The 15,638-nt window shown below is 63.6% G+C and carries 9 protein-coding genes; 2 read left to right on the forward strand and 7 right to left on the reverse strand.

Annotation, left to right across the window (positions count from 1 at the left end):
- Positions 1 to 75 precede the first annotated feature (75 nt).
- Positions 76 to 5,628 carry an NEL-type E3 ubiquitin ligase domain-containing protein gene (locus KSS90_RS23510; RefSeq protein WP_217867470.1) on the forward strand — a complete coding sequence of 1,851 codons (5,553 nt, stop codon included), beginning with the start codon at positions 76 to 78 and terminating at the stop codon, positions 5,626 to 5,628.
- Between the two features lie 28 nt (positions 5,629 to 5,656).
- Here KSS90_RS23510 and hutG read toward each other — a convergent pair whose 3' ends face one another.
- The 7 genes from hutG to hutC form a co-directional block, all read right to left on the reverse strand.
- Positions 5,657 to 6,460, reverse strand: a complete 804-nt coding sequence (gene hutG, locus KSS90_RS23515; protein ID WP_217867471.1) for an N-formylglutamate deformylase — start codon at positions 6,458 to 6,460, stop codon at positions 5,657 to 5,659.
- 10 nt (positions 6,461 to 6,470) lie between these two features.
- Positions 6,471 to 7,676: an imidazolonepropionase gene (gene hutI, locus KSS90_RS23520; RefSeq protein WP_217867472.1), complete on the reverse strand. Its 1,206-nt coding sequence runs from the start codon at positions 7,674 to 7,676 to the stop codon at positions 6,471 to 6,473.
- A 19-nt stretch (positions 7,677 to 7,695) separates the two neighbouring features.
- Complete coding sequence (locus tag KSS90_RS23525) at positions 7,696 to 9,099, reverse strand: amino acid permease (protein ID WP_046853896.1); 1,404 nt, start codon at positions 9,097 to 9,099, stop codon at positions 7,696 to 7,698.
- A 152-nt stretch (positions 9,100 to 9,251) separates the two neighbouring features.
- Positions 9,252 to 10,784, reverse strand: a complete 1,533-nt coding sequence (gene hutH, locus KSS90_RS23530; RefSeq protein WP_217867473.1) for a histidine ammonia-lyase — start codon at positions 10,782 to 10,784, stop codon at positions 9,252 to 9,254.
- Between the two features lie 85 nt (positions 10,785 to 10,869).
- Positions 10,870 to 12,543: a urocanate hydratase gene (gene hutU / locus KSS90_RS23535; protein WP_038706939.1), complete on the reverse strand. Its 1,674-nt coding sequence runs from the start codon at positions 12,541 to 12,543 to the stop codon at positions 10,870 to 10,872.
- A gap of 247 nt (positions 12,544 to 12,790) precedes the next feature.
- A complete protein-coding gene (locus KSS90_RS23540; RefSeq protein WP_217867474.1) occupies positions 12,791 to 13,363 on the reverse strand; it encodes a HutD/Ves family protein in 573 nt (190 codons plus the stop codon).
- On the reverse strand, positions 13,360 to 14,070 hold the full coding sequence (hutC, locus tag KSS90_RS23545; protein ID WP_217869848.1) for a histidine utilization transcriptional repressor HutC: 711 nt from the start codon (positions 14,068 to 14,070) through the stop codon (positions 13,360 to 13,362). The genes KSS90_RS23540 and hutC overlap by 4 nt, the downstream gene beginning before the upstream one ends.
- A gap of 144 nt (positions 14,071 to 14,214) precedes the next feature.
- Here hutC and KSS90_RS23550 point away from each other — a divergent pair, with 144 nt between their 5' ends.
- Entirely contained in the window at positions 14,215 to 15,579 is a 1,365-nt protein-coding gene (locus KSS90_RS23550; protein ID WP_217867475.1) for a formimidoylglutamate deiminase, read from the forward strand.
- Positions 15,580 to 15,638 lie beyond the last annotated feature (59 nt).

Here is a 15,638-nt window from a genome sequence, read left to right on the forward strand (position 1 = left end):
GGCAAATAGATACCACTTGGCGAGGCCAGGGCCAGGAATAGTGCCGGCGGTCTTTCACTGCTCGAGAACCTGCACATGCCACCGGATTCGAAGCCCCAGACCGTTCCTCATTACGCACTGATCGAAAGCAAGACGCCAGCATGGATCAAGGCTGCGTCAGCGCCGACAGCCGACAAGTTGCGCGCGGCACTCAACACAGCCCTCGCCTCGCTCGAGCCGGCGTGCCTGCGACATCCTGAAGTCGCCAGGGCGCTGGCTCGCGAACATGCGCGCTACCAGGCAGCGATCCCGGCGGCAAAAGATCTGTTCAGCACCTTGCCCGACCTGGAAACATTCGCCACACAGCAGCTCACAGCGGCCATAAAGAAAGAGTTCCAGCTTGATATCGACGTGACGAACACGTTCCTGTTCGATGCGGTGGGCTATGCCCACCAACGCCAACTAGGCGCGGCCGAGCCTCGACAGTTCACCCGTTCCCTGAAGCAGCACGCGCTACAGAACTTCGAAAGCACCTCGACCATAGCTGGCGGCATGGAGGTGCCGATGCCACGGATGCGCTCGGTCATTCTCGACCAGCGTGGTTATCAAAACGGTCCGCCGTTCGACAACGTCGTGAACATCGAGCCCACGGCCTTCGCCGCGTTGTGTCGAAAGCTCGATGTTGGCGGCCAGTATCAGACCCTGATCGATGCCATCTACTACCCCTGCGCGCAATTGCCACCGGGCCAGTCGAGCACATGGGAAACGCGCCTGAGCGCCCAGGCGCCAGTGCTCGATACACTGGGCCAGGTCGAGCTTTCGGCGTTCAGGCAAAGCCTGCACCTTGCCTACCTGCAAGCCCAGGTCGGCAAAGCTGCCTATGAAGCCCTGCTGGCCACCCCGCTGGACAAGCTCGACTCGACCGCACCGGCCAGCTTCAGCTTCTTGATGCTGTGGCAGACCGAGCTGAACGGCATGCTGCTGATCCAGTTCAGGTCGCTGGCCTGTGTGATGCTCTATACCCCCCATGTGGTCGAATCGCCGCTGGTGGAGTATCCGTCCCTCAAGGCGCTGACCGAGCAGCTGCGGGACTTGGCCCAGAAGAACCTGACGGCGCTCACGCGCCACATTCCGGATGCCGCGAAGGCACGGTTAGGCACCAAGCTGCAGGATCTCCTCACACCACAGACCTTCACATTGAGGAATGTCTACGAGCGGGTCGCCGACCCAAAGGCAAAACTGCCCTTGGTGCCACGCACGTTCAGCCGCCCGTTCCAGGCCGAGGTGCTCTACCAGAATTTCACCACGTTACGCGACAACGCCAGGTTCCACGCGGTGCCGACCCTGGCCATGGACATCAAATCCTTCCACGATCGCCTGGCCTATTTCGAGTCGATCGCTGCGAACGTGCTGAACATCGTGGGCTTCGTGTTACCGGGAATAGGCCTCGTGGTGCCCGGCATCGCTATCGCGGCAACCGCCGCCAACGACCTGTTGCTTGGCTTGACAGTCCTGCAAATGGGCCATGAAGTGTATGAAGGTATCGAGAGCTGGAAGCAGGACGACCGCCAGCAAGCCTATGCCTACCTGATGGATGTCGTGGGGAACATGGTCGTCATGGCCATGCTCAAGGCGGGTGCGGGGGCGCTGAAGGCAGAGATGTCCAGTGGTGCCGAGGAACCGAAACCCGCCCCTCCCCCCCTCAGCGCGCCATCGTTCATCGAGGAGTTGGTGGAAGTAGAGCTGCCAGATGGCAGCATACGCCTGTGGAACGCCGACCTGACCCCCTTCGAGCAGAACGTGCCGCTCCAGCCGGGGCTGCAGGCCGACGACCTGGGGTTGTACCGGCAGGATGACAAGCTGTGGCTGCGTCTCGATGGCAAAACCTACGCGCTGAAATGGGCATCCGAAACCGGCACCTACCATATCGAGCATCCCAGCAAGGCCCTCAGTTACGAACCTTTGCTGCGCCACAACGGCGAAGGGACGTGGCTGCACGAGCTTGATCGCCCGAAGGAATGGTCGGCCCAGCGCTTGCTGAGGCGGCTGGGACCAGAGGTTGCGGCGCTCAGCGATGAGGATGCCACGCGCCTGCTGGCGATCAGCGGTGTCGACGAAGCCGCGCTACGGCGCTGCCTGGTCGAAAACCAGAAACCGCCGGCACTGCTGCAAGACACCCTGACACGTTTCAAGCTGGATCAGACGCTGCGCTCAATGCAAGGTACGCCAGGTGATATGCAGCGGGCGTTCGAAAAGCGCTATGGGCAGTTGAACGTCGAGCCCGACGCCGAGGCTGACCCGCTCCGTCGACGCTATCCAACCCTTCCGGCACCGGTCATAAACGAATTGATACGGCACGCCGATGCGCAAACGCTGCTTGCCCTTGCCGAGGGCAAGGTTCGGCAACCACTGGCCGAAGAGGTTCGCACCTACCAGCAAGCGGTACGCCTGGCACGCGCCTATGAAGGGCTGTACCTGGATACAGTGCGCAACTGGGATGCCGACCGGTTGATCCTGCATACGCTCGGGCAAATGCCGGAATGGCCCGCGGACGTCGCCATCGAACTGGAGCAACACACCCACCTGCCCGCAGACAGCATGCGCATAGGCGCAGGTCTCGGCGACCCTCACGCCAGCATCCTCTGCACGGAGCACGGCTACATCGTGTTGGGCGACAGCCAGGCAAAAGCCTCGGAGCAGGTTCATGACACACTGTTCAGCGCCCTCGCAGCAGCCATACCTGCCTCTGTACGCCTGACTCCAGGCGTTGCTGGCGTGGAAAGCGCTGCGGCTCTCAAGCAGGTGTTGCAGGCCAGGCCATTGCTACCGCGCGCACAGCTGAGGCAGGTATTGCGCATGCAGCCTGTGCGTCCGGGCTACCGTTCGCCGATGCGCTTGGCCGACGGCCGCCTGGGCTACCCGATGGGCGGTGGCAACCCCGCCGGAAACTACATCAGGAGGCCCACGCTGATGCGCATGATCAACCAGCTCGGTCTGCCTCAGCATCTGTCCCAAGGCGCCGCGGACATACTCCACACCCTGGAGAGAAGAGGGTTGAACTTACGCCAGATAAACGATGATCTGCTGCGCCTGATCCGCGAGCGCAATGAGCTGACCCTGCATCTGGACGCATGGCAAAACGCCCTACCCGGCTCAAGTGGCAATGTTGACGCGATCCGTTCGTTGCGCGATCAGCTCATGCAATGCTGGTATGACCATGCGCCGCCGTTCGAAAGCACCGAACTACCGACCTTGCGCCTGGAAGGTGTCTATCTGGAAACATTCCCCGCCAATCTACCCGTGTTCCTCGGCGAACGGATCACCCGCCTGGAGCTCATCGCCCACACCTACGATAACGCGATGGGCGTACAGCGACGCGCGCGCAGTCTCGCCCGCTTGCTGGAGCATTTCCCTCTCTTGCGTTCGCTGGAGATCTCCCGCCCTGTTGACGAGGGTGAGACAGGCGTCAGGGCAAGCCACGATGTTCTGCGCTCGATCGCCGCGAGCCTCCATGAGCTGGAATCGCTCAACCTGAGCAATCAGAGCCTGATTCTGACAAACCAAGATTTCGAGCGGTTGAGGGGAATGCCACGGTTGCGCCGGCTCACCCTCGATGGCAACCGGATTTCCCCGTTCGCCACCGAGGAATTCGGAAGACTTGCGCTCGACTATCTCAGCCTTGAGGGCATGGCGCTGGACAACTGGCCTCGAAGCCTGAACCAGCGGGCGTTGAGCCAGATCGCAGTAGTTTCACTGCGCCGCAACCAAATTCGCTCACTGCCGGACTTTCTGATTGGCAATGAGCAATCGACCCTGCCGCACACTGTCTTGTCGCTGGAGGGCAACGACCTCATCGACGATCAGTTGCTGCGCATCCTGCTTAGCCACGAGAGCAACCCCGAACGCATCCGCTTCGATCGTTCGGCTGCCTTGAACGAGCAAATGCGCCACTACACCGACCAGCGCGAGCAGTTGCACGAGGCCACTTACGGCTGGGCCAATGCGTCCAGTTCCACGGCACCGCTGAGCCCTGCGGCCAGGGCAATGCGTAATCGCGTCGGCATGACCCTCAATACTTACTGGCGCGGTGTGGAACGCGGCGCGCGAAGCCCCCTACGCCTGGACAACATCGCTCTGGAGCACTTCCCGCCGCGGCTTCCGACGTTCTTCTACGCGCAGGTCCGTGCCTTGTCGATGGAGCGGACCAGCGCCACGGCCGCGCAGCTGGAAGCATTCTTGCAGCGCTTCAGTGCCGTGGAAGTCCTCAGTCTCGGTCATCATGCCCAACCGAGTCCGACACTGGCATCATCGCTACTGAACCTGCCGCGGCTCAGTTACCTCTCTTTGCATGAAATGGGCCTGGAGATCGATACCAGCCTGCTGGCCACCCTCGGCCAGCTGGGCAACCTGCGCACACTGGAACTGGCCGGCAATCGCCTGGGCGAGATCACCCAAGTACCCCAGGCAATGTGCAACCTCAATCGTCTGGACCTGAGCAACATGTCCATCAGCCAGTGGCCCACCTGGGTCGACACCCTGTTACCTCTGGAATTGCTCAACCTCAGTGACAATCAGCTGACCGTGCTACCCGAATACATCCTCAGCAATCCCGACACCAACGCTCAGGTAACGTCGGTTGCGCTGTTCGACAACCCGCTCACCCCAGAGACCGTGGACCGTGCAAGGAGATCCTCCGCGACCCAGCGGCGCTTTACCTTCGCCTTCAGCCCATCGGCCGATGCACCCAATAGCAGGCACCTGCATGCCCCCCAACCCATCAACAGTGAAGACACACCGGACCTGGCACGCTGGCTCCTGGGCACGCCGGATCAGAATGACGCGCTGCGCGATGCCTGGCAGCAACTCAAGCAGGCGGGAGATGCACGTAACCTGCTGACATTCGTGGGACGTTTGCAGCAATCGGCGCCATTTCGCAATGGCGGTACACGCGCAGCGTTCGCCGAACGGGTGCGGATGGTGCTGATAAGGGCGGTCGTCAACCAGGAAGATCGCATCTTGTTCGATCACATTGCGCAAGAGGGGCTGGTGCAGCCGGACACAGGTGACCAGACCTGCCACGACGGCGTTTTGCTGGTTTTCCAGAACCTGGAGTTTCTCATCGCGGGTCGATGTATGACGATCGAGACAGCCGACACCGAGCAGAACCTGTATCAGGAACTCAGGCGACTCTACCGCATGAACCGACTCGATGAGATCGCCCGTGTAAACGCCGGTGAGCGCGACGAGGCGGAGGTGCGCCTGGCTTATCGCCGGGGTTCGAACGACTCATTGAAACTCGGCATACCTAACGACGACATGCTTTTCGAGGCGATCGCCGAAGTCAGCCGCAATGAGCTGACCCGTGCGATAGAGCAAGTGCTGCAGGACCAGCAGGGCGAGGACTTTCTGGAGTACGCAATGAACAATCAGGAGTGGGGCCGTTACATGCGTACATTCCACGCGGAGCAATTCGACCGTGTCGAGCAGGCGTACCAGGCCAACGTGATAGACCTGCCCAACCACTACCCGGAAGAAGTCGCCATTGAAGACCTGTCCTGCGAGTACGAGGCACTGCTACGCGCCAAGACAGCGCAGGAACGGCTACTGATTCGCGAGCTCACACTGCTTGCCAACCCAGACCGTATCTGAGGCCGGCGGCCCACAGCGCGATACGAAGTCAAGCGCCGTATCGCGCCTTTCCCCATGCCAACGCAGCCGCCAGCAGCCGTTCCAGCACCTCGCGCGTGAGTGGCGCCAGATCCTCGCGGTAGGCAAACGGCTCCGTTTCATCCATGTAGGTGCATTGAGCGAGTTCCAGCTGCACAGCGTGTATGTGGTTTTCCGGGTTACCGTAGTGCCGGGTGATATGCCCACCCTTGAAGCGGCCATTGAGCACGTGGCTGTACTGCGGGAATTCGGCGCACACGCCTTGCAGTCGCTCAGCCAGCGCGGGGTCGCAACTGGCGCCGTTGAAGGTGCCGAGGTTGAAATCCGGCAGCTTGCCGTCGAACAAGTGCGGAATCAGCGAGCGGATCGAGTGGGCGTCCCACAACAGCGCATAACCGAACGTTGCGCGCAGGCGCGCTAGCTCATGACGAATCGTATCGTGGTACGGGCGCCAGATCCTCTCCAGGTACGTCGCCCGCTCGTCGGCGCTCGGCACTTGGCCATCCTTGAACAACGACTCACCCTCGAACAATGTCGCCGGGTACAGACCCGTGGTAGCGCCGGCGTACAGCGGCTTGTCATCATCGGGACGGTTCAGGTCGATGACGAAGCGCGAATACTCCGCCGCCACCACGCTGGCGCCCAATTCAAGGGCGAAATCGTACAAACGCGGGATGTGCCAGTCGGTGTCAGGCAAGCTGCGGGCTTGCTCGACCAGCCCCTGCTCCACGGCCGGGGTCAACGCGAGGCCAGCATGGGGCATGCTGATCAGCAGCGGCAGACGCCCCTGATGGAAACTCAATACCTTGTCCATATACCCTCGCTCAATTGGATATCTCATGGCCCAGGCGCACCACGCGCTTGGGCAGATCACCGCCGAGCCAGTAGCTGAGGTCGGCGGGGCGCTCGATCTGCCAGGCGATGAAGTCTGCGACCTTGCCCTCTTCCAGCGAGCCATGGCTATCGCCCAGGCCCAGCGCCGTGGCGGCATGCACGGTGACACCGGCCAAAGCCTCCTCCGGGGTCATGCGGAAACAGGTGCAGCCCATGTTCAACATCAGACGCAGCGACAGCCCCGGCGAGGTACCGGGGTTGAGGTCGCTGGCCAGGGCGATCTTCACACCGTGCCGGCGCAGGGCATCCATCGGCGGCAGCTGGGTTTCGCGCAGGAAGTAGAACGCCCCCGGCAGCAGCACCGCCACTGTGCCGGCCTCGGCCATGGCAATGGCGTCTTCTTCGGTCATGAACTCCAGGTGATCGGCCGACAGAGCCTGGTAACGCGCCGCCAGGCTCGAACCGTGCAACGATGACAGTTGCTCGGCGTGCAGTTTCACCGGCAGTCCCAACTCACGAGCCTTGACGAATACCCGCTCGACCTGGGCTGGGGAGAACGCCAGGTGCTCACAGAAGGCGTCCACCGCGTCCACCAGACCCTCAGCAGCCAATGCCGGGAGCATGACGTCGCAGATATGGGCGATGTAGTCGTCGGCCCGCCCCGCATATTCGGGCGGCAGGGCATGGGCCGCCAGGCAGGTGCTGCGCACGGTCACGGGGAGCTCCTCGCCCAGGCGCCGGGCGACACGCAACATCTTGCGCTCGCTCTCGAGGTCCAGGCCGTAGCCGGACTTGATCTCGATCGTGGTCACACCGTCGCGCATCAGCGCCTGGACGCGCTGACGTGTACTGGCCAACAGTTCGTCCTCGCTGGCGGCACGGGTAGCCCGCACGGTGCTGGCGATGCCGCCGCCCTGGGCCGCGATCTCGGCATAGCTGACGCCTTGCAGGCGCTGCTCGAACTCGCCGCTGCGGTTGCCGCCGAACACCGCGTGGGTGTGGCAATCAATCAACCCCGGGGTAACCCAGGCACCGCCGAGGTCGACGATGCGGTCGGCCGCCACTGGCGGCACCTCGTCACGCGGGCCGATCCATTCGATCAGGCCGGCGCTGGTGACGATCGCCGCGTCCTCGATGATCGAGTAGCGGCCCTCGGCCATGGTTGCCGCATGGCAGTGCTGCCAGAGGGTTCTCATCAGGTTCTCCTTGTAAGACTCAGCGGTGCAGCTCGGCAGGCTCGCGAACCGGCTCGCCATCGCCTGCGCGCGGCTTGCACCACAGCAGGTAGGAAGCGACCAGGAACACGACCCAGATAACGCCGACGATCAATGCCGCCTGGGTATCCGGGAAGTAACCCAGCACACCGAAGATGAACAACATGAAAGCAATGGCCATGGCCGGGCCATAGGGCCAGAACGGCACAGGGAACTTGAGCTGGGCGACTTGTTCGCGGCTCATGCTGCGACGCATGGCTACCTGGGTGACCAGGATCATCAGCCACACCCACACGGTGGCGAAAGTCGCGATCGACGCGATCAGCAGGAACACGTTCTCCGGGATCAGGTAGTTGAGCAACACGCCGACAAGCAGCGCAGCGCCCATCACCACCACGGTCATCCACGGCACGCCGTGCCTGGACAGCTTGCCGAAGCCACGCGGCGCCTGGCCGTGTTGGGACAGGCCGTACATCATCCGGCCAGCGCCGAAGATGTCGCTGTTGATCGCGGAAATGGCTGCCGAAATCACCACGATGTTAAGCACCGCCGCCGCCGAGCCAATCCCCAGGTTGCTGAAGATCTGCACGAACGGGCTGCCTTGGCTGCCGATCTGCGGCCAGGGGTACAGGCACATCAGCACGAACAGGGTCAGCACGTAGAACAGCAGGATGCGCAGCGGCACGGCGTTGATCGCCTTGGGGATAACACGTTGCGGGTCTTTCGCTTCACCTGCGGTGACGCCGATGATCTCGATGCCGCCGAAGGCGAACATCACCACGGCGAACGAGGCGATCAGGCCACTGACGCCGTTGGGCATGAAGCCGCCATGTTCGAACAGGTTGCTCACCCCGACCGCATGCCCGCTGCCCACCTGGCTGAAACCGAAGGCCATGATGCCAAGACCTGCCAGGATCATCGCGACGATGGCGCCGACCTTGAGCAGCGACAGCCAGAACTCCATCTCGCCGAACACCCGCACGTTACACAGGTTCAGGCCGCCGATCAGGAACACGATTCCGAGTACCCAGATCCAGCGCGCAACCTCGGGGAACCAGAAGCCCATGTAGATCCCGAAGGCCGTGACGTCGGCGATGGCGACGATGACCATCTCGAAGGCGTAGGTCCAGCCGAGGATGAAGCCGGCCATGGGGCCGAGGTAGGTGCTGGCGTAGTGGCCGAAGGAGCCGGACACCGGATTATGCACGGCCATTTCGCCGAGGGCGCGCATGACCATGAACACCGCGGCGCCGCCGATCAGGTAGGCCAGCAGCACGGCCGGGCCGGCCATCTGGATGGCCGAGGCCGAACCGTAGAAAAGCCCGGTACCGATTGCCGAACCGAGCGCCATGAAACGGATGTGCCGGGCCGATAGCCCGCGCTTGAGACCTTGAGCTTGTTGCATGTCACGTCCTTATTGTTGTTCTGGTCGTGATATCGGGATGGGGTCTGCTGCGCAGCCCAATCGCCGGCAAGCCGGCTCCCACAGGGAGTGGCGCTGCACCTCTGTGGGAGCCGGCTTGCCGGCGAAAGGGCCGCACAGCGGCCCCAGCGGCATCACAGGCTTGGCAGAACGCCCACCGGCAGCAGCCCGGTCAGCGTGCCTTTGGCCAGCAACGCGGCAGCCGCCTCGATATCCGGCGAGAAGAAACGGTCGCGGTCATAGTGCGGCACTTCGCGACGCAGCGCCTGGCGCGCCTGTTCCAGTTTGGCGGAGGTCTTCAGGCCCTTGCGCAGGTCCAGGCCCTGGCAGGCGCCCAGCCATTCGATGGCCAGCACGCCACGGGTGTTCTCGGCCATTTCCCACAGACGCTTGCCGGCGGCCGGGGCCATCGACACATGGTCTTCCTGGTTGGCCGAAGTGGGCAGGCTGTCGACACTGTGCGGGTGCGACAGTGCCTTGTTCTCGCTGGCCAGGGCGGCAGCGGTGACCTGGGCGATCATGAAGCCGGAATTCACACCACCGTTTTCCACCAGGAACGGCGGCAGCTGGGACATGTGCTTGTCCATCATCAGCGAGATGCGGCGCTCGCTCAGCGAGCCGATCTCGGCGATGGCCAGGGCCAGGTTGTCGGCAGCCATGGCCACGGGCTCTGCGTGGAAGTTGCCACCGGAGATCACGTCACCTTCGGCAGCGAACACCAGCGGGTTGTCCGACACGGCGTTGGCTTCGATGCCCAGCACTTCGGCGGCCTGGCGGATCTGGGTAAGGCAGGCGCCCATGACTTGCGGCTGGCAGCGCAGGGAGTACGGGTCCTGGACCTTGTCGCAGTTCTTGTGCGACAGCGAGACTTCGCTGGAATCGCCCAGCAGGTCGCGGAAGCAGGCGGCGGTATCGATCTGGCCACGCTGGCCGCGCACTTCATGGATGCGCGCATCGAACGGCGAGCGCGAACCCAGCGCCGCCTCGACGCTCAGGCCGCCACAGGCGATGGCCGCGGCGTACAGGTCTTCTGCCTGGAACAGGCCACGCAGGGCGTAGGCGGTGGAGGCCTGGGTGCCGTTGAGCAAGGCCAGGCCCTCTTTCGCTGCCAGGGTCAACGGCTCCAGGCCGGCGACGGCCAGGGCTTCGGTGGCCGGCAACCATTGGCCCTTGTAGCGGGCCTTGCCCTCGCCCAGTAGCACCAGCGACATGTGCGCCAGCGGCGCGAGGTCACCAGAGGCGCCGACCGAACCTTTCAGCGGGATGTGCGGATAGACTTCGGCGTTGACCAGGCCGATCAGCGCATCGATGACTTTGCGGCGGATGCCGGAGAAGCCACGGCTGAGGCTGTTGATCTTGAGCACCATGATCAGTCGCACCAGGTCGTCATCCAGCGGCGCGCCGATACCGGCGGCGTGGGACAGCACCAGCGAGCGCTGCAGGTTTTCCAGGTCGTGGCTGGCGATGCGGGTCGAGGCCAGCAGGCCGAAACCGGTGTTGATGCCGTAGGCGGTACGGTCTTCGGCGATGATCTGCTCGACGCAGGCGACGCTGGCGTCGATGGCGGGCGCGGCGCTGGCATCGAGCTGCAGGCGCACGGGCGCGGCGTGGATGGCGCGCAGCTGGGCCAGGGTCAGGGTGCCGGGCTTGAGGGTCAATTCGGTCACTTCGCTACTCCAATCGCATGGGGGCCATGGCCCCCTTCTTGTTGTTCAGTATCACCCGTGCAGGGTGCGATCCAAAGCGCGACGATCAGCCGGTGATCATCGGCAGGTCCAGGCCCTGCTCCTTGGCGCAGTCGATGGCGATCTGGTAGCCGGCGTCGGCGTGGCGCATCACGCCGGTGCCCGGGTCGTTGGTCAGTACGCGGGCGATACGCTCAGCGGCTTCGTCGGTACCGTCACAGACGATGACCATGCCCGAGTGCTGGGAGAAGCCCATGCCCACGCCACCGCCGTGGTGCAGCGAAACCCAGGTGGCGCCGCCCGCGGTGTTGAGCAGGGCGTTGAGCAGTGGCCAGTCGGAGACCGCGTCGGAGCCGTCGCGCATGGCTTCGGTTTCGCGGTTGGGGCTGGATACCGAGCCCGAGTCCAGGTGGTCACGGCCGATGACGACGGGTGCCGACAGCTCGCCGCTGCGCACCATCTCGTTGAACGCCAGGCCCAGCTTGGCGCGCAGGCCCAGGCCAACCCAGCAGATGCGCGCCGGCAGGCCCTGGAAGCTGATGCGCTCGCGGGCCATGTCCAGCCAGCGGTGCAGGTGGGCGTCGTCGGGGATCAGTTCCTTGACCTTGGCGTCGGTCTTGTAGATGTCCTCGGCATCGCCGGACAGCGCGGCCCAACGGAATGGGCCGACGCCGCGGCAGAACAGCGGGCGGATATAGGCCGGGACGAAGCCCGGGAAGTCGAAGGCGTTGGCCACGCCTTCTTCCTTGGCCATCTGGCGGATGTTGTTGCCGTAGTCGAAGGTCGGGATGCCCTGCTTCTGGAAGTCGAGCATGGCTTGTACATGTACGGCCATCGACTGTTTGGCGGCCTTGACCACGCCTGCCGGGTCGGTCACAGCGCGGTCGCGGTACTGCTCCCAGGTCCAGCCAGCCGGCAGGTAGCCGTTGAGCGGGTCGTGGGCGCTGGTCTGGTCGGTGACCATGTCCGGGCGCACGCCACGCTTGACCAGCTCAGGCAGGATTTCGGCGGCGTTGCCGTGCAGGGCGATGGAGATGGCCTTGCCTTCGGCGGTGTACTTGGCGATGCGCGCCAGGGCGTCGTCCAGATCAGTGGCCTGCTCGTCGACGTAGCGGGTCTCGAGGCGGAAGTCGATGCGGCTCTGCTGGCACTCGATGTTCAGCGAGCAAGCGCCGGCAAGTGTTGCCGCCAGTGGCTGCGCGCCGCCCATGCCGCCCAGGCCCGCGGTTAGTACCCACTTGCCCTTGAGGCTGCCGTTGTAGTGCTGGCGGCCGGCTTCGACGAAGGTTTCGTAGGTACCCTGGACGATGCCCTGGCTACCGATGTAGATCCAGCTGCCGGCGGTCATCTGGCCGTACATGGCCAGGCCCTTGGCATCCAGTTCGTTGAAGTGTTCCCAGTTCGCCCAGTGCGGCACCAGGTTGGAGTTGGCGATCAGCACGCGTGGGGCGTTGCTGTGGGTCTTGAACACGCCGACCGGCTTGCCCGACTGCACCAGCAGGGTTTCGTCGTCTTCCAGGCGGGTCAGGGTTTCGACGATCTTGTCGTAGCACTCCCAATTGCGTGCGGCGCGACCGATGCCACCGTATACCACCAGCTCTTTGGGGTTTTCGGCGACCTGTGGGTCGAGGTTGTTCATCAGCATGCGCAGCGGCGCTTCGGTCAGCCAGCTTTTGGCGGTCAGCTTGTTGCCACGCGGGGCACGGATTTCTACGTCACGGTACTTGTTGTTGTCAGTCACGGGGATGTCCTCTGCGGTCGTCCGACGGCATGTGTGTGTCGTGGCGACTATACAAACACACCTTTACTTGTATGTACAAGCATAGGCAACTAAAAAAGAGTGACCATTCCTCGGATGAAAAACGAAAAAGGGGCCGCTACGCGCCCCATCGCTGGCAAGCCAGCTCCCACATGGGTCAAGTGAACCCTGTGGGAGCTGGCTTGCCAGCGATGGGGCTGCACAGCAGCCCCCTTTCAGCAATGACAGATCAGTGTGAAATCAGCTCGATCAGGCAGAATCGCCCCTGTACATCCATTTCCAGCAACCCTTCATTGCCATCGACACGCAGGCAGTCATAGCGCCCAAGCTGCTGCGTCTCCTCCCCAGCCAGCCCCACCTCGACGTGAGTGCTGGCGGCAAACAGCAACAGCGTCGAAGCCGAGCTGAACAACCGATTCGAACCATCGAACCACTGCAACCGCGTCCCATACCGCTGCGGCGCATAGATCAGGTTGAAATCGCGGATCGCCCCGCCCAACAGCTTGCAGCTCACCTGGCTTTCGCCACTGAAGGCGAAGGCGTCGAATGGCAGCAACGGCCGGCTGGCCTGGCCATCGACCAGCAGGCGCATACCGTCGCCCTGCAACACGGTGATGATCCGCTGGTACCCGGCGAAGCTGGAAAAACCACCAGACTCCTCGATATCGGCGATCGACAGGCGCCAGCCAAAACCGTCCAGGCTGTCGCCAGCGTCGCGGGTGATCTCTTCGGTGAAACCGCCACCGTTCTTCCAGGGCATGCGCGGATAATCCTGGGCACGCAACAGCTGCAACTGGGTCATTTGCTGAATCGTCCTTCCAGACGGTGACGGGAACCTGGGTGGATAAGGCGCGCGGCGGTGACCGGCTGGCGCCCCGACCAAGTACGGCGGCGGATCAGCAGGCACGGCTCGCCCCGCTCGATCTGCAACAGCTTGCATTCTTCAGCCTCGGCAAGAATCGCCTCGACCACGTGCTCGCCTTCAGTCAGCGGCGCAACCTGCGACAGATAGGCGTAGGGCGTCTGCCGGGTGAAATCCTGCTTGAGGTAATCCGGAGCGATGGCGGCGTTGACGTAGCGGTCCTCGATCTGCACCGGCACGCCATTTTCGTAATGCACGATCAGCGAGTGGAACACCCGCTGACCTTCGCGCATGTCCAAGGCCAGGGCGCGCTCGGAGCCGGCGGCTTCCTCGGCGAGCTTGATCACCTGGCAGCTATGCTGGTGGCCACGCCCGGCGATCTCGTCGGCGATGTTGTTGACCTCGAACAGCGCCGAGCGGCTCTTGGGTTCGGCGACGAAGGTGCCGACGCCCTGCATGCGCACCAGCAGGCCTTCGGCGGTGAGTTCGCGCAGGGCGCGGTTGATGGTCATACGGCTGAAACCCAGCTCGCTGACCAGTTCGCTTTCCGAGGGCACCCGGTGATGAGGCGGCCAGCTGCCGCTCTCGATCTGCTGGATGATCATCTGCTTCACCCGGGCGTAGAGCGGCGCCGGCCCTTCGCCCATCTGGGCAACCAGCGCGGAGACAGGAAGTGTCGGCACGGCGTTGAATCCTTGTGCGGTTGGAGTGAACGGTAGCTTGCCGGAGTTTACCCGGCAGGCAAACGGCTGTATATGTATATACAAGTTAACAATAACAGGATTTTACCGATGCCCGCCTACTTCGCCGAACGCGCCTTGCTCCCTTCGGGCTGGGCCCGCAATGTCCGCCTGGAGGTCGCTACCGACGGTCGGCTGGCCTCGATCGAGGCCGATGCCAGCGCCGATGGCGCCGAGCGCCTGGCCGGGCCTTTGCTGCCGGGCATGCCCAATCTGCACTCGCACGCGTTCCAGCGGGCCATGGCCGGGCTGGCGGAAGTGGCCGGCAACCCCAACGACAGCTTCTGGACCTGGCGCGAGCTGATGTACCGCCTGGTAGGCCGCATCACACCCGGACAGCTGCAGGTTATCGCCCGCCAGCTATACATCGAGATGCTCAAGGCCGGCTATACCTCGGTGGCCGAGTTCCACTATGTGCATCATGACCAGAACGGCCACGCCTACGCCGACCCCGCCGAACTGTCGCGACGCATCAGCGCCGCCGCCGCCACCAGCGGCATCGGCCTGACCTTGCTGCCGGTCCTGTACAGCCATGCCGGGTTCGGCGGCCAGGCGCCCAATGACGGCCAACGGCGCTTCATCAACTCAACCGAACAATACCTGCAACTGCAACAGCAGCTAGCGCCATTGCTGGCACAACAGCCGGCGCAGGCGCTGGGACTGTGCTTCCACTCGCTGCGCGCCGTGACACCAGGGCAGATCGCCGATGTGCTCGGTGCCAGCGACAAGTCCTGCCCGATCCATATCCACATTGCCGAGCAACAGAAGGAAGTCGATGACTGCCTGGCCTGGAGCCGCCGCCGTCCGCTGCAATGGCTGTACGAGCATGTCGATGTCGATCAGCGCTGGTGCCTGGTCCACGCTACCCACGCCGAAGCCGACGAAGTCGCCGCCATGGCCCGCAGTGGCGCGGTGGCCGGCCTGTGCCTGACCACCGAGGCGAACCTGGGTGACGGCATCTTCCCGGCGGTGGACTACCTGGCCCAGGGCGGGCGGATGGGTATCGGCTCGGACAGCCATGTGTCCTTGAGCGTGGTCGAGGAACTGCGCTGGCTGGAATACGGCCAGCGCCTGCGTGACCAGCGGCGCAATCGCCTGTATCGCGCCGATCAGCCGATGGTTGGGCGCACCTTGTACGACGCCGCGCTACTGGGCGGTGCCCAGGCGCTGGGGCAGCCGATCGGCGAACTGGCCGTGGGCAAGCGGGCGGACTGGCTGGTACTGGATGGGCAGGATCCGTATCTGGCCGTGGCCGACGGCGATGCCATTCTCAACCGCTGGTTGTTCGCGGGTTCTGATCGCCAGGTGCGCGATGTGATGGTCAACGGGCAGTGGGTGGTGCGCCAAGGGCGGCATGAGCAGGAGGAGCAAAGCGCGGCAGCGTTTGTACAAGTGCTGCGACAGTTGCTGGACTGACAGTCGAAACATCGCGGAGCCCGCTCCCACAGGTACGTATGGGGAGCGGGCCCCGCGAT

The sequence above is a fragment of the Pseudomonas maumuensis genome (genome assembly GCF_019139675.1).
Taxonomy (GTDB): Bacteria; Pseudomonadota; Gammaproteobacteria; order Pseudomonadales; family Pseudomonadaceae; genus Aquipseudomonas; species Aquipseudomonas maumuensis.